Source organism: Brevibacillus parabrevis (assembly GCF_022701015.1).
Taxonomy (GTDB): Bacteria; Bacillota; Bacilli; order Brevibacillales; family Brevibacillaceae; genus Brevibacillus; species Brevibacillus parabrevis.
In genome coordinates, this window is the sequence record NZ_CP064090.1 from 5818456 (window position 1) to 5838957 (window position 20502).

Sequence of the window (20502 nt, forward strand, 5' to 3'; positions counted from 1 at the left end):
AGCACGCGGCTTATAATCAGCCGACGTTTACATCCAAATCCTCTACTGGTCTTTCCTTGTATTTTAAATCTTTGTTTGCGGTAAAAGTATCCGCTTTTTCGATCTTGACCGCTGTATTGTATTCCGGGATGCCCGCATAGGCTTCGTATACCCCTTTTGGAATCAGCACGTTTCCTTCCGGCCAGTACACCTGAATATTTCCTCTTTTCGTCTCTTCAAACTTGGCACGTCCCTGGAAGGTTCCATAACTATTATACACAACAATGCTCTCGCCTTCCGCAATGCGCAGCTCCCGAGCGTCTTGCGGATTGATCAAAATATCGTAGCGGTCCGCGTTGTTGAACGGGTCCTTGTTGCTGTAAATCATCGAGTTGAACTGTTTGCCCCGGCGAGTCGTCACGTAGAAGTGCCCGTCCGGCTTGTGCAGTTCAGGAATGTCGATCGGCAGCAGATTCGCTTTGCCATCCGGTGTCGGACACACACCGTCCTCACACAGCCAGGCTCCCCCCCACTGAAACACATCCCCGCGGTTTTTCAAGTGCTGGATGCCTTCGTAGTTCGGATTCGCCTTGGCGATCTCCGCGCGAATTTCCGCGGCGCTCGCGAAGTGCATGAGGTGCTTTTTGTTCGGATGGACGCGGGCTGCCAAATCCACGTAAATCTCCCACTCAGGCCGGGCTTCCTCGATTCGCGGCCCTTCGATCTCCGCACTGAAGTACACCATCCGCTCCGTGCTGGTCGAGGTGCCGCCGCCCGGCTGCTCATAACGCGTCATCGCCGGAAGCACAATGACCTCTTCCTTGGCATCCACAAGCGTAGACGTGTTGAAAATAATGTCCTGATGGACGCGCAGCTCCACACTTTCCAGACACGTCCGCATGAAATCAGGGTCGGGCATCGTCTCCAGAAAATTGCCCCCGCTCGTGTAAAACAGTCTGGTCTTGCGTTCGTGTCCATCCGGCAGCAAGGCGTTTTCCAGCGAGACGCCGACGATATCGCCTTGCCATTTCGGAATCGGAAAATTCCACAGCTTCTCGATTCGCGTCCAGCTTTTTTCATCGAAATCTCCGCCCGGCAAGCTGAACGGGTCCGCTCCCATCTCCCCGGAGCCTTGCACGCCAGAGTGACCGCGAATCGGCATGACGCCGCAATGCTTGCGTCCGAAAAAGCCGCGCAAGATCGCCAGATTGGCTACGGAAGAAATATTGTCCGTCCCGAAGCGATGCTGTGTCAATCCCATGCTCCACACAAACACGCCGGATTTGGAATTGGCGAGCAACAGCGCAAATTCTTTCAAGCGCTCCTTGCTGACACCCGATGATTTCTCCAATGCTTCCCACGATTGATTTTGCAGATGCGCGCGCAGCTCCTCGATGCCGTTCGCATGCTCGCGGACAAACTCGTGATTGATAGCCGATCCTGGATTGGCTTGCTCCATCTCAAACCAGTGCTTCATGACGCCATTCATGAAGGCGATATCGCCGCCGATGTTGACCTGATAAAAGTCGTCCGCGAGCTTCGTGCCAAACACGGCGCTCTCCGGCACGGAAGGAATCCAGTATTGTTCCATGGCCGGTTCCTTGTACGGGTTGATCAGGATGATTTTCGTTCCCGCCTTTTTCGCTGCGTACATGTACTTGGTCGAAACAGGCTGGTTGTTGGCCGGGACTGAACCGAAAAAGACGAGCACATCCGTGCCGATCCAATCCTGATAGTTGCAGCTGGACGCCCCGATCCCCATAGAGCGCTTCAATGCTGTCTTGCTCGGCGAATGGCAAATCCGCGAGGCGTTGTCGATGTTGTTCGTTCCGAGAAAACGGGCCATTTTCGCCGCTGTGTAGTACACCTCGTTCGTAATTCCGCGTGCGGTCAGGAAAAAGGCCAGCTGCTTCGGGCTGATTCCTTTGATCTTTTTGGCGATTCTGTCCAGGGCATCGTTCCAGCTGATTCGCGTGAACTTGTTCTCCCCCGGCTTGCGCGACAGCGGATACGGGATTCTGCCCAGCTTGCGCAGCTCGACGCTGGACAGCTCTCTTAGAGCGCTTACATTTTCCAGCCACTTTGGCTCCATCGCAGGCATTGTATTAAGCCGCAGAACGTTCAGGCGAGTCGTGCACAAATGCGGGCCTGTCAATGTCTGATCGTACAAGCCAGATACGCCGAGCGCGCAGCCGTCACACACGCCCTGGGTCAAAATCCGGTACGCGTAGCCGAGATTGTCCCGGTTGTCGTACACGACCTTCATCGTGTCGAGAATGTGATGCGGCTTGATTTTGCCAAGGCCCATAGGCATCATGGAAGCCCACAGGGAAGGCTTCAAAGAAGTATCCAATTTGACCGGTCCATTATGCTTCGTCTTGCCCATAGCTTTTCCGCTCCCCTCTTGTCTATCACCCGCGAGACTAAAAAACCACCATGAAACCGTCCCTGTCCCGAAGGATAAGAGCGTGTTCACGGTGGTTGTCTACGGCAGGTTCGCTACCTAGTCTCAACGTCGTGTTTGCTGGCGAAGTCCGCGTTGTCTAACCGGTGAACAGGAACGCTGCTTCGTTTAGACTTACGGTTCGTTTTTCCATTTTTTCTCGATGTCCTGATCAAATACAAAGATGGACATCCCAAAGTCACGTTCAATGTCGATGTCAACGAACAGGTCGACGAGCTTGGCTCCTAGAAACGCTTCCATATCAACTGGCTGATGCTTTCGATACATTTCCTTGACCATTTCGGTTCTGGCAGCTCGTAATGTCTGCTTTCCATCCTTCGAAGTGGCAATGAACTTTTCCACTGGCGAAAGATTGCCTTCCATCTCGCAGATCGCCCAGTTTTTGCAAAACGTGGTGCTGATCTTGCTCGGTCCCTTTCCCATATGTCGCTTGCGGAAAGCTCTGACCAGATTACTGAACTCTGCTTCGAACTTATTCATCGACGCTACTCACCTTTATTCCAATCATTCTCTACTATGACTTTACCATTGATCAACTAGCCAATTCAACAGACTTTTCTCTTTGTTTGGCTTCTTCCTTCAATTTTTTAATATCCACTCGGATTAAGAGGGAAATGAGCAGGGCGACAATGAACATCGCCGCAAAAACGCTCATCGTCCCGGTGTAGCTTTTCGTCGTCTCCCGGACCCATGCGGCAAAGATCGGGCCTGCCAGCCCGGCTGCCGCCCAAGCCGTCAAAATATAGCCGTGAATCGCGCCCAGCTGCCTTGTGCCGAACAAGTCGCCAATGTAGGCCGGAATCGATGCAAACCCGCCGCCGTAGCACGTCATGATGATGAACATCGCAATCATGAACAGCAACGGATTGCTCATGTTCGGCAAAAGGAAAAACAGCACCATCTGGATCGCGAAGAAAGCTGTATACGTGTTGGCACGGCCGATGTAATCAGACAGCGAAGCCCAGCCAATCCGTCCTCCCCCGTTGAACAAGCCGTTCAGCCCCACCATCAGGGCAGCGGTCTGCACAGACATGCCGACCATTTCCTGCGCCATCGGGGAAGCGACCGAAATGACAGCGATTCCACAAGTCACATTGATAAAAAGCATCAGCCAGAGCCAGTAAAAACGCCGCGTCTTGATCGCTTCGTTGGCCGTCAGCTGGCACAAATCTTTTTTGATCGGCTTGTCGCCCGCTTCGCCGTTTGTGGAAAAGCCTGCGGGAACCCAGTCTTTCGGCGGCGGAGACAAATATTGTGCAGAAGCAAACATGACGATGAAATAAACAATGCCCAAAACGTAAAAAGTGTTCGCAATTCCTGCACTTTCAATCAGCGCATTCATGATCGGGCTTGCGATCATCGAAGCAAAACCGAAGCCCATGATCGCCAACCCCGTCGCCAGTCCGCGACGATCCGGGAACCATTTGACCAAAGTAGACACCGGAGTGATATAACCGACTCCAAGCCCGATACCGCCTAACACTCCGTAGCATATGTACAGCAGCGGCAAACTGGCTAACTGGGTCGCAAGCCCGGAGCCGACGATGCCCACTCCGAAAAAGATCGAGGCCAGCGTTCCCGCTTTTCTCGGTCCGTGCTTTTCGACGTAATGGCCGAGAAAAGCAGCCGACAGCCCGAGAAACAGGATGGCGATGCTAAAAGTAAACTGCACATCCGGCAGTTCCCAGCCAAATTGCTGGGTAAGCGGCTTGGTAAATACGCTCCATGCATACACCGATCCAATCGAGATATGGATTCCCACCGCAGCCAGCGCAATCAGCCAGCGGTTTTTCACTTGTTGCTCCATCGAACTCATCTCCTTTAGAATGGTTTTGGAAAAGCAAAAAGAAAAACTGCTGATTTCATCGAAGCCCTTGTGTTCCCAACATGCAAAGCATGCAGAAACAAACGGTTCAATGAAACACAGCAGTTAATCATCAGCAGGAACGCTACATCAGCATCAACAAGCACGTGCCCTCGTATTCGGTTGGCAAATCGCTGCGAAAGGTTCGGTGACAGGTTCGCTGTTCCGTGCCATCTCGCTTTGTGGATCGTTCTGATTACTGAAAGAACGAAATATTATGACACTTAAAGTTCTACATAGTATACTACCATGTAAGCGCTCACTAGACAATATTTTCCTCTCTATAAATCTATTTATCGCTTTTCTATCGATTACAACTATATGCACACAGGAGGTTATCATGTCGGAGCTTAGCAAAACAACGAGCCGAAGCGTCCTGAAAATTACGGCTGACCACCACGTCTGGGAAGACGACGAAATCGTCACGGAATACCCGCTCACGATCTTTTTGAACGAGGAAGAGTTTGCTACCATCGTCTGTACGCCTGCCGATCTGGAAGAGATGGTCGTCGGTTTTCTGGCTGCGGAAGGCGCGATCCAAAGCTTTGCAGAGATCAAACAAATCACAATTGATGAAGCAAAAGGCATAGCTTACGTAGACTTGCACAAAGCGACGATTTTGTCGCAGAGCTTTTACTCGAAGCGCAGAATTACTTCCTGCTGCGGAAAAAGCCGGCAATCTTTTTACTTTTTCAGCGATGCCCGCACGGCAAAGCCTGCCAGCGGCACCACTTCCGTCACTCCAGATCAGTGCATCAGGCTCATGGAGGACTTGCAAGCCTCCTCTGACATCCATCGGCAAACGGGAGGCGTGCACAATGCGGCCCTCTGCTCGCCTGAACAAATCTTGCTGCAGTATTCAGATATCGGCCGCCACAACGCCTTGGACAAAATATACGGAAAATGCCTGCGGGAAAACATCTCCACGACCGACAAAATTCTCGTGTTCAGCGGCCGCCTGTCGTCTGAAGTTTTGTTGAAAGCAGCCAAAATCGGCGCGGGCATCATCTTGTCCAAATCGGCTCCGACCGATCTGGCGCTGCAACTGGCAGATGAGCTGCAAATAACCGCTGTCGGCTTCATTCGCCACAACAAAATGAACGTGTATACGCAGCCGCAGCGGATTATTTTACCCTGAACATTTTCGTCCGCCCCCGCACAAAGCAAAGCTGCGCCTACTGCTGCCCTGTTGTTCTGCGCTTTTCCTCGCGGCAGGCGATGTCGTACTCTTCCGGCGTGTTCGCATTGAACAGCGCCCACGGATCGAGCCAACCATCCGGCACCTGTAAAACAGCCAGCTTCTGAATCGTCTTCATCAGCCGCAGCTCTCCCTGCTCAAGCGCTTGTTCCCAGACAGGCTGCGTGCTTTTTCGATACAAGGCGCAGAGCGGATGCAGCCTGTCTTGCGCATACGGAATGACGGCTTCCCAGCCCGCTTCCTGATCGTCTGCGCAAGCAACCAGTCGCGCAATCTGCTCACGATCCATAAACGGCAGGTCGCAGGACAGTACAAGCAGTACCTCTTCCGTACACAGCCGCAGCGCCGTCACCAACCCGCTCACTGGCCCTGCGGACGGCACCAGATCAGGGGTGACCCGCACGCCAGGACGTCCCGCCACCTCTGCCGGGATACGCTCCGGTTCATTGGAAACAATCAGGCAAGGCATGCCTGCCGCTGCTACTTCTTTGACCAGCTCGGTCAGAAATGTTCCCTCTCGCCATGGCAGTTGTTCTTTGGGCACGCCCATCCTGCTGCTTTTTCCCCCCGCCAAAATGACGGCGTGTATGCTTGGCTGCATGATTTTTTCCCTGCTTTCCCGAAGATTTCAGGCTGAAAAGCTTGACAATAACGAGTATTAGTTTATAATAATTATAAACAAGGAATTAATTTAAAAAAGAGGAGAGATCATCACTATGGAAAACACACTGTTCAACGTTTTGAATAAACAAGTTGCGAACTGGACTGTCCTGTATACAAAACTGCACAACTTCCACTGGAATGTAAAAGGGCCTCACTTCTTCACCTTGCATGCGAAATTTGAAGAGCTGTACACCGAAGCTGCCGGACATATTGATGCTTTGGCAGAGCGCGTTCTCTCGATTGGCGGCAAACCTGTAGGCACCCTTGCTGCATGTTTGAACACAGCGAGCATCGCGGAAGCGGAAGGCAATGAAACCGCCGAGCAAATGGTGGAAATCATCACCCGTGACTTCTCGGTTCTCACAGACGAACTGAAACTGGCGATGGAAGCTGCCGAGCAAGCAGGCGACGAAGCAACAGAAGACATGCTGTTGTCCATCCGCAGCGGCCTGGAAAAACATATCTGGATGCTCAAAGCATTCCTCCAGTAAACGATACAAATACTCTCACTCCATGAAAAACGTCGAGACGTTTTTCACAGAAAAAGGCGATCGTGCTAGCACGTCGCCTTTTTGCTGTGTACGCAAAAATGTATTAGGCCAATGAAAAAATCAGCTTTCTTCCGTCCTTTTCCACCTTTACCTGGGGCAGGTACTTCAATGACTTCTGTACACCGATGTAAGGGCTGGCAAATTCAACATCGTGTCTTTCCTTCAGAATCAAACAGAGGTCAACAAGTGACATCGGAGACATGTTTTCCCGCAAAATGTTCTCAATATAGTCCGCCACTTCCTGATAATTGTGACGAATGTGCGTCTTCCTTACTTTGATGCGCTTCACCATGTCAGCTGGAAGTTCCTCTGCAGCCACCGCTACTTCTTCAGATGCTTCAACCGCTTCAATCCCGGCTTCCATGTCCATTTCCCGAATCCGGTTGAGAAGCTGTTTGATGTCTGCTCCCAGTTGCTTGTCCTGATCTACGTATTGACGGCGCAGAACCATCCTTTGCTCCAGCATGGCCTGTAGTGTCATCTGCAACGCTTTCCGTTCATTAAACATTGCGTTATGTATTCCCCTTTTCGTAAAAAGTAGAATTTTGTGGAATGTATAACCAATGATAATATAATTCGCTCCCCTTGAAAATGAGAATTTAGGCTCACCAATACTGGGCTTTTGCTTATCTTAGAGATAGATGTTGAATTTAAGAAGCGACAAGGAAAGGATGCACGGGATGGACTTTCATCTGACGATTGTCGGTCTGTTGGTGGGCTTTCTTGTCGGGCTCACCGGAGTTGGCGGAGCTGCCCTTTTGACCCCTATCCTGATTTTTTTAGGCATCCAGCCGACCGTCGCCGTAGGCACAGACCTGGTGTACAACGCCATCACAAAAATCTTTGGCACATGGCAGCATTGGCGACAAAAAACCGTCCATTTTTCCATCGTGATGTACCTCGCGTTGGGCAGCATCCCCAGCGCTATCGCAGCCGTCCATGTGATGAACTGGATTCATTTGTACGTCGCTTCCGCCGATCAGATTTTTAAAAAGATACTGGGCTTTGCCTTGATTCTCATACCGATCGCCATGCTGCTCAAAAGCTTGCTGAACCGCCGCCAGCCGCAGCTCAACGCGTGGCAGCAAAAACCTCTCGCCCAAAAACGTCTCGTCTTGATTGCCGTCGGCGCACTCCTCGGCTTTCTTGTCGGCCTGACCTCCATCGGCAGCGGATCGCTGTTCGCCATCGCCCTGATGCATTTTTTCGCCTTTTCCGGAAAAGAAGTCGTCGGCACGGATATCGCCCACGCTTTTTTCCTGACCAGTGCAGCAGGTCTAGCCCACATGAGCTTTGGTACGGTTGATCTGTTCATTGTAATGCAGCTGTTGCTTGGCTCCATCCCCGGAGTAATCATCGGCAGCAGGCTCTCCTGCAAGGTGCCGACTGTGTTTTTGCGATGGGTTATTTCTATTGTGATTATTATTAGTGGGATTAAAATTTTGTGAAATTTGTAGTTGTACTTTTAGTAAATAGGAAAAAGCTGTTGAACAACTTCAACAGCTTTTTCTTGTGTTATTCAATGTTGTACTTACTTGAAACTTCTTTCTGCAACTTGTCAAACTCAGGGAAGTTATAATGTTGAAATTCGTCTTTGTATACAGAGTGTAAACTTTTTCTTGCTTCATCGAGAGGAAACTTACCTTGAATAACCCCTAAGGGAGCCAAGTTATTAAAGTAAGTATTTTTCTTTAGAAATAAAACATATTTCTTTTTATTTTGCATAAGCCGATAGCCTTCAATCGTCCGCTGCTGTTTTCCAATGACATCATCTTTCACGATGATACTAGGTTCCCAAACTTCGACCTCATCACCGACAGCAATTTTCTCATCCAATTGGTTCTTAAATATTTTTTCGACTTTCACCATTCTTTTCGTCGAATAATCATCAATTTCCCCATCTTCGTGATACCTTATATAGTTTTCTGTCTTATTAGTTGCTTCCCCAATGATAATCAGGTCAGCATCTTCTTCCAAATCCTTCACACTCTCATACACTGTAACGGATGCATGGGAGTTTCTTACTTCTACCTGATTGTCTAGGTAGACATATCCAGCTACAAGCGAAGCTGTTAAAGCCATTACAATTTTTCCAAACATGTTTATTTCCCTCCAAATTACTTCCACCTATTTTTCAAATGGGTTTTATCTGCTTTTTGAGGCACATTAAAAGAAAGGTCTCCTGGTTTCATGACTGATACATCATCATTGTTATGTGCCAAACTTAAAGAATGACCAAATTCATGCACAGCAACTTTCTTTTTAAAACTAGAAGAACTTGTTCCTATTTGTTGCAAATTAAGTCTAATGTTTCCTACGCTCCAATCTTCGAAGTTATTGCTATCAAAACTTAATTTTCCTTTTGAATCAGTATAATAAGGCTCCCACTGTCCATCCCAAAATTGAGAATAATAAGAAACATATGCCCTGACCTGTGAATCATCTTTTTTTGATACTTTGGAAAGTGAAACATTTGCTGATATATCATTCCATGACGAGGCTCCAAAATCTAAAATAGAAGTATAGTTGTTACTAGAAACCGAGGAGTCCAACCAATACTTCAAATCGCTGACCTTATCCCCAGTATTAAATCCACCTCGCCACACGTGGCAACTAGAATCGTTGCAACGATCATCATGGGCTGCAGCACTTGTTGATAACAAAGATATAGTTGCTAGAAGTAATAATGATAACAGTTTCATTTTCTTCACTGATTTTCTACCTCCATAACTACCCACAAAGTTTGAAATGATATTTCCCTAGTTAAAAAATGCACTACACTGCCTTCCAGTGTTCAAGCATGTAACCTTTTCACTCCTCTCTATCACTAAATGAATAAGCATATAAATCAGAAACCAACAAAATACCTTATTTTTACATTAAAGGATGAAAAATGTTTATTTCTTCACAAAACGGTAACATTTGTTACGTTTTTGTGAACTAAACAATCGAGTAATACATAACTGTTATCTTCACCCAAGCAGTGGTCATTCGATTAGATATCCTTGTATTAAAAGCTTCAGATTACTATTTTATATATATTAAATACAAAACAAGCGGCCTTTTACGAAACCCTCGTTCAACACTAATTATCTAAGACTTACTAACTAGGTAATTTTTTCGAGAAATATTCTCTTAATTTGTAATAAGCTCACGCACTTTCAATCCTTTTACAACAAAAGAGCCCCAAGTATGCTGCTCTTGGGGCTCTCTGCATGCGCTGAATTGCTATAAAGATTGTTAACTAACGCAACTGCATCAAAATTTGCGGGTCTTTGATCTTGCTGTCTTCCGCAAGCATGACGACTTTGGACAAAATCTCCGCTGTCTTTGGATCTTCGTCCAGGAATGGCAGGAAGAGGCGTCCTCTGTGCTGGGAATGAACCGGAACGACGTGCAGCGCTCCTGCCGCCTGTTTGTACGCCATGCCGCTGCCCAAGTGGACAGCAAATTCGCCAAGGCTTCCGTCTATGCGGGCGTAGTTGCCTTCCAGCCGCACGTTGCCGAGCTTCAACAGGCGCAGCGATTCGGCTACGATGACACGGCGAAGCTCGATCGTCGTCAGACTGGCCTCTGGATCGACGCCGCCGACATGAGCAACGCTGACGACCAGATCGACGTCACGCATCACTTCCGAGAACAGAACAGGCGGAATTTGATCCAGCCCGACATTTTTGTACGTTTTCCGGTCGAGGAATTGAATATGTTCCAGCGTAGGCGCTTCCGTATCCGCTGGCGAGAACCAGTCCGCCAGCGCCTGGAGGCTGGCAATCAGATTTTCCGCGTAAAACACTTTTTGCAGCCCTTCCTCATAGCTGACCGTCCACTGTCTGCTCTTAAGCAACGCAACCGTCTTCTTGGGCTGCACCTGATAGCCCGCATAGCGGCGGGAATGCGTCACATGAGCAAGCTCGTCCGCATTCGGTACATACAGCTCCCGGAATACTTGCTTGAACGGCTGGCGAAGCTGGCGCTCGAACAAATCGCGCTGGAACAAGCTCCATAGCCCGCTTTCAAAAAGATGCACCGGATGGGCGATCAGCAGTTCCTCTTCGTCTGTCAGGCCGACAAGCTTGCCGGACGGATCGCGGAGCGACTCGATTTCCCCTTCGTAGTAGCCGAGATGATCCCCGCACTTGAACACCAATGTGCTCAGCAGCGGACGAATAACCGGATTGCCGTAGAGCTTCGCCAATTCTTTGCCGGTAAAGGTATTGCCCGACACCATGGAACGCTCCAGCTCCTGGCGCGCCCTGCGATACTGTTCCGTCAGCTCGGACTTCATTTCTTTCAGCAGAAGCACATGCTCGGCTTTGTTGAACTTGGCAGGAACCGATTTCAGCTCTTTGCCTTTGCGAATGGATTTGATCTCTGCTTGCCCTTCCTCATCCACTACGAGCTGGACAGTCGTTTCTTCATCGAGTGCATATGGCTCGAAATACGCCTGCATTTCGTCGAGCTTGCGTGCCTCCATGTCCCATTTCAGACGAATAACGTCCCTGTATCCGGCATTGCGCGCCAGGTTGTCCAACGCGATTTGCCCTGCCACTCCTTCGCTCGCCCGTCTTTGCGCACCGAACTTTTTGCTTTGCAACAAAAATTGTTGAATGAAATCATAACGCTGGCGCAAATCTTGCTCGCGCTCATCACGCAACGGGATCAGGCTGTAGCTGAGCAGATGATCTTTGTTGCGCTTGTCTGCCGCTGAATCCCGCATTTTTGCAAGCTCCAGCTTGCCCAAAGTAGCATCGGCAAACAACTGCGAGCGTCTGTGATTGGCCCCTGCGGAAATGTATTTGGCACACTCATACAGCAGTTTGAAACGTTTTTCCCCGAGCGTGTCATACGCCTCACGGAACCAGTTGATATCAAAAGCGCCATCGTTGAACTCCTGCGGCGTAATCGGGGAGTAGTGGGCAACCACCGTCTCCTTTTCCGCCGAAAAGCTTTCATTGATGTGGGCGTGGAAGTACCAGGCCGCGCTGCGCAACCCTTCCCAGCCCAAGTGCTCGGCTACGATATCGATCCACTGCGGCGCATACATGGCGGCTTCGAGCAGGCGCTTTTCCGTAATGCCTTTGTGCTCTTTCAATAGCTTGCCGAGCAGGGCAGCATCTTCGCCTGTGCGCGGGTGGCAGTTTTTCAGCAGATGGCTGAACGATTCCTTTTTCGTCAAATTGCCATTGTAGCTGTAGACGTAACCGCGGACAAAAGCATCCTGGTCAAGCCCGGCCAAAAGACGCACCCAGTAGTCCATGCCCTCGAATCGCTGAAGCCTTGTCACAAAAGAGCTCACCTCTGTAGCCAAGTCTCCTCGACCAAGCTCGATGCTGACGATCCGATCCACGACTGTATCGAGGACAGCTTTCACCTTCGGCCGCTCCTGTAGCGAATCGATCCTGCCGGAAGTCATCGTCCACAGGTAGCTGCTGCTGTCGCCACTGCCGAGCAGCGCCTTGTACAGCTCGGCTTCGCCAATCATCCCTGCTTCAAAAGCGCGCAGCCGTTCTTCCAGCTTGTAAGAGGACATGCCATTTTTGTCGCGAACCACCCGATCATAGGCGAATACGGTATGGTAAAACTCTTTGAACGACGCATCATCGTACACGCGAGTCCGGGTCATGTTCAGCCATGGCTGCGCCAGCAACTCAAATACTCCCGTGGAGTTTTTGGACTCGTATGGACGCATGTTTGCAATCAGCTTGTGGACAGCCGAATCGGTCAAACGGAACGTTTCCTGCTTGTCGCTGTCATGATAAAAAGCCTGAATCAACTGCCTGACCTGATTGTTGTAAGTCAAAGCCTTGAACGCTTCCTGAATCTCCAGCATTTTCGCAAGCGGATAAGCTTCCTCGACAAACTCCTTGCGCCAACCTTCCAGGAGCTTGTGCTTCTGCAATTCGCTGTACTCCATCTCGTCGGAAAAATAGCTGTACAAGCCGTCCAGCGTCCGATCCAACGGCTCCAGTATCGTATAGTAGTGAAGCTGCATCAGCTCATGAGCCGACAGCTTGCTCTCCAGCAGATAGGCCCGCCACTCTTCGGCGAGCGGGTAGCACTCCAGACGCGAGCCTTGTTCTTCCCCGGTTTGGTGCCAACGATGCGGATACAGCTCGCGCAAATTCGTGCCGATCAAAAGCGTGTCTTTGTAGCCGGAATAGTATTCGGACACGTACTCCACATCGCGATGCTTGTGCACGAGTTCGTCCAGCCCTTGCAGAAAAGCTTTGATTTCATTCAGGGACAACGTGAAGGCGTCTTTTTCAAAAGAAAACGTGCTCGTGTCCTTTTCTTCCAGCAACCACGGCTCTGTCTGCTCAGGATCATACAACCCGAAGCCCTCCGCTCGTCCTGCACTGCTTGTTTGCACCAGCTTGTCCAGAACGGCTTTTTCTTTTGCCGTCGGCTCAGCGATCAGCTCTGCCAACGGTTGCAAACGTTCAAACTGCTCCTGGCGCGAAGCATCGCTTTTCACTTCTGTCAAAACTTCCAGTCCGCCCAGTCGCTGCAACTCATTTTTGGCCGAAAGCAGTCTGGTCAGGGAAGACTTCAAAATCTCTTCCGGCTGGCTGAGCAACAGCCCAATCGTGCTTTGGCGAAGCGAACCCGTCTTGAGCTTCAACAGTTCCTCCATCGGAAGCAGTTCCTCGTCCGCGAGGCTCATTTCTTTGGCTTGTTCCAGCGCGTGCTCGCGGTTTTTCATGCTTTTGTCCGTCAGGCTCTCAAAAATAAATGATCGCAGCGCCGGGCGCTCCTTGTCGCTCATAAAATGGGACAGCATGGCGCCGCGCTGGTCAGGGCTCATCTTGTCTTTGCGCGAGATGAGCTGGGCAATCCAGTCGCTGTCCATATCGTATGCCGCTATGTACAGCATTTTCTGCACAGGCAAATCGGACGTGTACTGGATATGGACAAAATCGAGAGCTTTGGACGGAGCCGAGTATTCTTTTTCCATTACGTCAAACATCGCGAGCAAGAGTGAAAAATCACGCTGCCGCTCGTTTTTGTCCTTCAGCGCCTCTACCTGCTCAAACGTAATCGTCGGGCCGTCCGCTTCTGTTCCAGGCTTGCGCCAGAGCGGGTAGTATTGGTAGCAGTAATTCATCAGTACCCAGTATTGCAGCTCGGGATCAGTCTCATGAAGCTGCTCGCGAGCCAATCGCAGACGCAGTTCGCGGTTTTGGCTGTTCGCCAGCACGTACAGCGCAACGATCTTCTGGTGACGCTGTCCCTCGCGCATCAACCGCTCAATCTGCTCGTACAAGTCTTTTTCCTCATGGACGGCTGTCGCCCAGAGCGCAATGTAAACCTCGTTGGCATGGCTGCTCGCCAGCCACTGCTCGCGCACATCTGCTTCTGTCAAAGCGCGGTACGCCTGCTCGATCAACTGTCCAGCCACCCGTTGATTGGCCGCTTCCAGAGACATGCCCGTCCAGACGCCCAATGCCCGGACTACGGAACTGTAACGTATGTAGCCTTCGTCGATGATCAGCTTGAGCATGTACAAATTTGCCGCAAGCGTACCCTCGTCCATCCGCTCGACGATGCTCTGCCGCAGCCCTTCTTGCAGACGAGCCGCTTTTAACAGCTCCCCGAGCATTTGGTACATGTCTTCCTGGTGACTCATGACAATCCCTTTGATCATTTCGTGAGTGAGCAGCGCTGTCTGGTTTTCCCCGTAAATGATCTCTTTGAGTGCCTCGCGCACTTGCTGGTTGCCCCGGTCCAGCTCGAAGCCGATCACGTCGCCAATAACATGGCGAATCTGGTAGTTTCTCGCCGGAGAGTAGTCTGTCGTGGTCAAATAATCCGACATTTTGAACTGCTCCCTGTCCATGACCATCAGCGCGATTGCCTTTTGAACGATGAGTCCCATTTTCGGTGCTGCCTTAGCTGTACGGAACGGCCGGCGCGCATAGCCTTGGGCGAACGGATATTCCGCAGCATGCGCTACAATATGGCGCAACACCTCAGCCTGCTCGCTTTCCAGCAACTGTCCCACGATTTGGACGAGCGGCTCGAACAGACGGCTCTCCTCCCCCGCTGCCCGCTCCAGCAGAAAACTTCTGCACTCGTTCATGTTGTCTTCATCGATATATCTCTGTTTGCTCAGCTCAACAAGCAACTGGGCGAAATCCCGATCTTCTTTCGCAATTGCCTGGATTCGAGCCTGGATCAATTCTTCGTATGCTTGCTCTTTTTCCTCATGACTCATTGGGTGCTCCCCTCTCACCATAATCTCCCGGCCAACATCGTGAACCGGATCAGCACGATCTCATCGTCCTCTTTTAAAGCAAGCGGCTCATCCAATGCCTCGATTTCCCGCTCGCAAACAAACACGCGGTACAAGCCGTCTTCAAAAGCGAGAATCGCTGTGTCGACAGCTTGCTGCACATCTGGAACCCCGTCATTGTAGACAGCGCCAAAGCCCACTTTGCCAATCTCCGCCTGCTCCTGTACTTCTTCGGCGGTCAAGTAAGGAACAAGCGCTACCTGCTGCTGTTTTTCGAGCAGCCCCCGAATATTCCACTCTACCAATCCGGCAATCAGCTCCCGCAATGTCCGGGGAGATGGCAGCAACTCGACCGGGATGCGGCTAAGGGCATTTTTGCGCTTGCCAATGCTTTTGACTGTGACAGCCAGACGCATACGCGGTGTTCTCCTTTCGGTCCAATTATGGATACATATGTTCTATACAGCTATTCTACTAAATTGTGGTTTGATTTTCCAAATTGATAGAGTGCTTTCCAGCAAGAATCGTTAGTTCGAACTATAGGGAAATGGCGGGATTGGAACGATCGACCTAGAGGGAACAGAAAGCACCTCACATTAGGCACTTTGGGGAAAGCTTGCTGTCAAAAAAAGGACTTCCCCAGTCTTTGCAAATCCTGCTGGAGAAGTCCCTTTTTACGATGCTGCTATGCGAGTTTCGTTCCTTCATTTTTACTCCTCTTCCGACATCACATAAAATTCCTTGCTGAATCCTGTGCACTCCCAAAACGCTTGCGCCGATGCGTTATCCACGTCGACAAACACCTGGATCGCCACAACGTTTTGGTTTTCCAACCAACTTTTCAGGCTATGAAAAATGGCTTGCCCCGCTTTTTGCTTTCGGTAAGCAGGAACTACGTAAAGCTCATCTACTTGGCCTATGTACTCCTCTGTGAGCATGTCTTTTTTGAGGGAAGCAAGGCCGTAGCCAATCAGTTTTTGCTCGTCGTCAACAGCGATGTGTACCATTCCATACGGAGACTGTACGTAATCAGCCAACTGCTGCCCGATTGCCTCCATCTCTTCTTCGCTCAGCGAGCAATCTGCTGTTTCTTGGGCGTTGTCATTCCATAAACGCACGATTTGGGACAGGTATGGCTGATCTGCTTGCAGTTGCTGGATATGCATGAGTTTGTTTCTCTCCTTGCTGTGTCTTCTATTTTTATTTACTTTCACTTGCGAAATGGAAGTTCCATTCATTATCCCGTCCCGTTCGTGCTGCTAATCAACCTCGGATTTTTTTGGCATGATAGCTCCTTGTTTGCTGAAAAGGGCCTTGCTGGCTGGTGTTCCGGAAGCTAAATCGAACTATTCTAGAAGACGTATGAATAGAAAAAATGCCACACATTACATTGGTTTGGCAGCAGGAACATGTCTCGGCAGTTATCCTCTGCCTTTTAGACTGCTTGCTGGTAATGAAGCTCCGTTCTTTTTCGCCTTGCTTGAGGGCTTGCAGGTATGGTGGATTGTCCCTTTTCGCTATTGATTATGAGCATGCAAAAAGCTTATTCCCTTCGTTGCTTGAGTGGGAATAAGCTTTTCGTGTCGGAACTTCTGGATGGATTTTTCGCGCATCAGCAGGAGCATCCTAGCAAATCGTGATGTATTTTGCGCTAATCTCGTCCGCCAGCCATACTTTTTCATTGCCAAAATAAAAGGCAGTTCCCTCTTCCCATGCCTTTTTCGCGTGAATTTTCAGCAAGACAGGCTTTTCATCTCTTCTTTTCCCGACTTGCAGCGCGGTTTCTGTATCCTCTGACAAATGTACGTATTGCCTGCCTTTTGGCAAGAGGCCGCTTTCCATGATGGAACTTACAAACCGTGTCGCCGTCCCGTGGTACAGCACTTCCGGCGGTTGTTTTTTCTCCTTCGAGATTTTCTGCGGTACGGAGTGACCATACAAGGCCCGGATTTTTCCGCCCGATATTTCATGACGTTTTTTCGCGGAGGCTTCGATCATTTGAAACAAATGCTCTTCCTTAACTTCCCTCCACCGCTTTGCTTCCCTCAATGCTTCCAATAGCTGCTGCACGTCTACCCAGCCGTTCTCATCCAGCTCCAGCTCATATTCGTGCGGGGCGTGCCTGAGGGCGTATGAGAGTTCTTTGCTGAGTTTGTCCAGGTCCATGTGGGGCCTCCTTTTTTGGGGTGTGGTTTAGGGGATCAAACAGTGCCATTCATTCATAAAGAATCATCATTATTTATTTGTATCGGACAGTGCGCTCTCTTTCACGAGTCGGGCAGCTTTGGAGATGGGATCAAACTGTTCTGGCGAAATGGTTCGAACTTTGTGTCACGCAAATCGCTGTGGTGCGTGCTGCACCATAACGAGTAGCAAAAGTTCCACAACACGAAAAAAACCCCAGACGAGCAAATAGACTCGGCTGGGAATTAATCTAATTACACTATTTCAATTATTTTTTAACCCAGTATTATATAAATTGTCTAACTCCTTATGAGCCCTAATAACAACATCATCAAATTCTCCTTTTCGAAGAAATATCTCACAAATCTGTTGTTGAGGCCCACTGTCATTTTTTTTTAAAAGCAATCTGGATTCCTCTTGATTCTCCACCAAGAAAATTTTCCAAGGGTCAAAAACATCCACTGGCAAAGTTATATTAAAACGTGCACAAGCCTCTTCTTTTACCATGGTATTAATAGCACTGGGTTCACTTGATTCATATAATGCTTTGTTAAGAGAATTATAAAGTATAGTAGCATCTAAGCTGAACAAGGCATTGCTAACACGATTACCAGTATCATTTTTTATTGAATCGAGGGCAAATAAAACATCACGTAAAGAAGTGCCCATTTCATACTCGCCAATCTGCTCATTTGCGATCCAATAGCAGATACGTCCGAATAGCCATACCCCACCGTAATTCTGATCGAGTTCAAACTCAATAGCGAACTTTGCTGGCTCTCCTACTAGCATTTCTGTCCTCCTAATTTATTTATATTTTATTCCTAATTGTTTCAAAACTTCATTAGGTATTGATTCTTTCGAAACTATACCGCTAAAATGAACACTTCCTGCATTATCGTCAAAATATCTGTAAATCTTCCCTTCTCCTCCCACGCCATACCATGTCTTCATGTCCCCACGAACTGCACTTTCATAATTATCATGTGCAGGATTAGGTTGATACTTCGGCTTTATCCTCTCCGCCACCGTACTAGGATGATACGGACTGCCTTTCAATGCTGGAGATTCTGTAGCATTCCCTACGATATTTTTTGTTGTGTTTTTTACAACACCCGCTACCGCAATAGGCACTTCCAGTCCCAAATTTGGCATATCTCCAGCTGTTCGTTGCGCGTCTCTTGAAGCATAGAGTCGAACTATCTGAGAAACTTCAGCCCTTAACTCTTCTGGTACAATTATTGGTACGGCATCACCTGCATCAAGTAAATGATTAGCATCTGCATATGCTGCTGCCTTCTCTCCCCAATAAAGGACAAGATCATCATGTGAACCACTAAAGAATGAACCTGAGCCAGTAGCAGCAACATGCCCACTAGGATCAACAAACCTCAGCGGATTGTTATGCCCATACGCATACCTATTCAAGCTCAACGGATTCTCCACTTGCCCCTTATACGTATCCTAGTTAATAAAGCTTGTTATCTCCAGTAAAAGTGGTAACCATTTGACTAGCACAGTTACCACCTTTTTACATTATATCATCCTGTTTTCTCTACCGATATGTCGGGCTTTACATACGGCTCGTTATGTTTCAGCATCCGATAGATGATGTTTACCAGCCTTCGCATGATGCAAATGAGGGCTTGCTTTTGTGTTTTTCGATCTTCCTTCATTTTTCTTTCGTAATACTGAAAAAATACGGGATTGTTCGGTTTTTTCGTACCTCTAGCTACCCCGATTTGCCGGATGGCTAGGTCATAAAACAGGTCATGTAACGCACGGTTGCCCAGTTTGTTTTTCCGGTACTTTAGATTCTCTTCCCCGCCTGAATAGTCCGGTACAGGAGCAACCCCAGCGTGGCTTGCCAACTGGTTTGCGCTTCTAAAACGGTGAATATCCCCAATTTCTGCAATGAAGTAGGCAGTCGTCACTGTGTCAATGCCATGCATCGTGTCTAGTGTGCAACCTAGTTCCTTCACCAGTCCATGCAGTTGCCCGTCCACTTTTGCGATCTCTTCGATGCAATAGCGAATATTTCTCATATGGCTTTGGATAATAAAATCTCGATTCGCTGATAATCCCGCTTTGTCTCACCGTCTTCCACTACCAGCGAAAGGATTTGTTCAGCTTTTTTGGTAGACAAGGCTCTGTTGCTATGTTTGCGTAAAAATTCAGCCAATGCATCCAGCGTCACTTCCCCCAAATGATGCGGGGAGGGGTACTTTTCCCAGAACGCCAACGCTGTTTTGCCGTCAATCTGCGAGAAAAACTTCTTGTAGCTGGGGTAATGATGGCTTATCTGGGTGTGTAGTTGATTATTCAATACCTGTAAGTTCTTGACGAGTGCTTTTGTTCTCGTCGCCAGTTGCCCAATCGCCCAGTACTGGTCAATCGGTTTGGCATCTGGCAAGCTGTAATACTCGTCTCGCAATACCTTTGCAATGCTCTCGGCATCCACCGCATCACTTTTTTTCCGTTGGGCGCGTTTTCTCCGTTTCTCAAAAGCAAGCGCGGGGTTTACTTCTTTTACCATCTGCTGCTGCTCAACCAAAAAGACCGCTAACGCCCTGCCATAACCGCCTGTGTCCTCTAGCCCATAGACAGGAGTCATGCCTTTTGGAACCCGTTTGTTTACCTTCGCTAGAAATGCTGGAAAGGCAGCAGGTTTGTTTTCAAAGGTGATCACATCCAGCTTCTTGGTGCCATAGTTCATGAGAACAGCGGTGTGTTCCGCTTTGTGCAAGTCGATGCCCACATACACCAGCTTCAATTGCTCCAGCATCTGAGCGTCCATTCCCATTTCTGCGTAGGCGAGTGCTTCTTCCATCAACTATCACTCCTGTCTATGATGAATTTGCTCCCAGTAGGAGAAGAAAAGGCTGCATCCTCCGTTCGAGCGTTGGTCTTGGTTGACCCGCATAGATACATAAGCATTACCTTTTCCTAGTCATTGATTTTCAAAAATGGCTTCTGGATAACATATATTAAAACAGAGGCGTTTTTTAAACGGTCTCGAAAAATATTTTTCTACTTCGTCTCGCCTTGCTTCATTTGGCAGGATAACAGCGCTTTGGCTAGTTGTGCATGCAGCAGGTCGGTACGCCAGTCATTACAGACGGTATGCAACGCCATCAGAATTTTTTCCATCGCTTCCTTGTGGTACTGCATTCCCTTCTGGTACGTATGCTCCAGCAGTACCAGCATGTATGCTTCACACGTTTGAATGCTGTCGATCAGCCGATCTTCCTCCTCCACCTTTTGCTCGTATTGTGCGGCAATCTCGTTCATCTTTGCCCGCTCCCTCCCTTTGGCAACGTAATGGCTACATGTCGATGCGTAGTATACGATTTCTTCCAAAATCTG

17 protein-coding genes and 1 pseudogene are annotated in these 20502 nt (G+C 49.1%); 3 read left to right on the forward strand and 15 right to left on the reverse strand.

Going from position 1 to position 20502, the window contains the following annotated elements:
* Positions 1-16 precede the first annotated feature (16 nt).
* From IRJ17_RS26690 to IRJ17_RS26700, 3 genes are all read right to left on the reverse strand, one after another.
* Positions 17-2365 (reverse strand): FdhF/YdeP family oxidoreductase, encoded by a 2349-nt coding sequence (locus tag IRJ17_RS26690; RefSeq protein WP_122962740.1) that lies wholly within the window; start codon positions 2363-2365, stop codon positions 17-19.
* A gap of 192 nt (positions 2366-2557) precedes the next feature.
* Positions 2558-2923 (reverse strand): Na-translocating system protein MpsC family protein, encoded by a 366-nt coding sequence (locus tag IRJ17_RS26695; protein ID WP_122962739.1) that lies wholly within the window; start codon positions 2921-2923, stop codon positions 2558-2560.
* A gap of 52 nt (positions 2924-2975) precedes the next feature.
* Complete coding sequence (locus IRJ17_RS26700) at positions 2976-4250, reverse strand: L-lactate MFS transporter (RefSeq protein WP_173600010.1); 1275 nt, start codon at positions 4248-4250, stop codon at positions 2976-2978.
* A 397-nt stretch (positions 4251-4647) separates the two neighbouring features.
* Here IRJ17_RS26700 and fdhD point away from each other — a divergent pair, with 397 nt between their 5' ends.
* Positions 4648-5445: a formate dehydrogenase accessory sulfurtransferase FdhD gene (gene fdhD, locus IRJ17_RS26705; RefSeq protein ID WP_173596010.1), complete on the forward strand. Its 798-nt coding sequence runs from the start codon at positions 4648-4650 to the stop codon at positions 5443-5445.
* A gap of 37 nt (positions 5446-5482) precedes the next feature.
* Here fdhD and mobA read toward each other — a convergent pair whose 3' ends face one another.
* On the reverse strand, positions 5483-6106 hold the full coding sequence (gene mobA, locus IRJ17_RS26710) for a molybdenum cofactor guanylyltransferase (RefSeq protein WP_217364953.1): 624 nt from the start codon (positions 6104-6106) through the stop codon (positions 5483-5485).
* A 115-nt stretch (positions 6107-6221) separates the two neighbouring features.
* Between mobA and IRJ17_RS26715 the strand changes: the two genes are divergently transcribed.
* On the forward strand, positions 6222-6659 hold the full coding sequence (locus IRJ17_RS26715; protein ID WP_122962735.1) for a Dps family protein: 438 nt from the start codon (positions 6222-6224) through the stop codon (positions 6657-6659).
* 103 nt (positions 6660-6762) lie between these two features.
* Here IRJ17_RS26715 and IRJ17_RS26720 read toward each other — a convergent pair whose 3' ends face one another.
* Positions 6763-7227 carry an alpha-amylase family protein gene (locus IRJ17_RS26720; RefSeq protein ID WP_122962734.1) on the reverse strand — a complete coding sequence of 155 codons (465 nt, stop codon included), beginning with the start codon at positions 7225-7227 and terminating at the stop codon, positions 6763-6765.
* 172 nt (positions 7228-7399) lie between these two features.
* On the opposite strand from IRJ17_RS26720, the gene IRJ17_RS26725 reads away from it, so the two are divergent.
* Positions 7400-8167, forward strand: a complete 768-nt coding sequence (locus tag IRJ17_RS26725) for a sulfite exporter TauE/SafE family protein (protein WP_063228443.1) — start codon at positions 7400-7402, stop codon at positions 8165-8167.
* A 67-nt stretch (positions 8168-8234) separates the two neighbouring features.
* Here the strand turns inward: IRJ17_RS26725 and IRJ17_RS26730 are convergent, their stop codons facing one another.
* The 10 genes and pseudogenes from IRJ17_RS26730 to IRJ17_RS26775 all read right to left on the reverse strand — a co-directional run bounded on the left by IRJ17_RS26730 (position 8235) and on the right by IRJ17_RS26775 (position 20496).
* Positions 8235-8819: a hypothetical protein gene (locus IRJ17_RS26730; RefSeq protein ID WP_122962732.1), complete on the reverse strand. Its 585-nt coding sequence runs from the start codon at positions 8817-8819 to the stop codon at positions 8235-8237.
* A 17-nt stretch (positions 8820-8836) separates the two neighbouring features.
* Positions 8837-9421, reverse strand: a complete 585-nt coding sequence (locus IRJ17_RS26735; RefSeq protein WP_229049937.1) for a matrixin family metalloprotease — start codon at positions 9419-9421, stop codon at positions 8837-8839.
* Positions 9422-9963: 542 nt separating this feature from the next.
* Positions 9964-14934, reverse strand: a complete 4971-nt coding sequence (locus IRJ17_RS26740) for a DUF4132 domain-containing protein (protein WP_242772452.1) — start codon at positions 14932-14934, stop codon at positions 9964-9966.
* Between the two features lie 14 nt (positions 14935-14948).
* Entirely contained in the window at positions 14949-15368 is a 420-nt protein-coding gene (locus IRJ17_RS26745; RefSeq protein WP_122962729.1) for a hypothetical protein, read from the reverse strand.
* 294 nt (positions 15369-15662) lie between these two features.
* Positions 15663-16118, reverse strand: a complete 456-nt coding sequence (locus tag IRJ17_RS26750) for a GNAT family N-acetyltransferase (RefSeq protein ID WP_242772454.1) — start codon at positions 16116-16118, stop codon at positions 15663-15665.
* Positions 16119-16578: 460 nt separating this feature from the next.
* Positions 16579-17118, reverse strand: a complete 540-nt coding sequence (locus IRJ17_RS26755; protein WP_122962727.1) for an RNA 2'-phosphotransferase — start codon at positions 17116-17118, stop codon at positions 16579-16581.
* A gap of 282 nt (positions 17119-17400) precedes the next feature.
* Positions 17401-17928, reverse strand: a complete 528-nt coding sequence (locus tag IRJ17_RS26760; RefSeq protein ID WP_242772456.1) for an Imm42 family immunity protein — start codon at positions 17926-17928, stop codon at positions 17401-17403.
* A gap of 15 nt (positions 17929-17943) precedes the next feature.
* Positions 17944-18564: an RHS repeat-associated core domain-containing protein gene (locus tag IRJ17_RS26765; RefSeq protein WP_242772458.1), complete on the reverse strand. Its 621-nt coding sequence runs from the start codon at positions 18562-18564 to the stop codon at positions 17944-17946.
* Positions 18565-18677: 113 nt separating this feature from the next.
* Positions 18678-19921 (reverse strand): annotated as a pseudogene (locus tag IRJ17_RS26770) (IS110 family RNA-guided transposase).
* 245 nt (positions 19922-20166) lie between these two features.
* On the reverse strand, positions 20167-20496 hold the full coding sequence (locus IRJ17_RS26775; RefSeq protein ID WP_242772459.1) for a hypothetical protein: 330 nt from the start codon (positions 20494-20496) through the stop codon (positions 20167-20169).
* Positions 20497-20502: the final 6 nt, after the last annotated feature.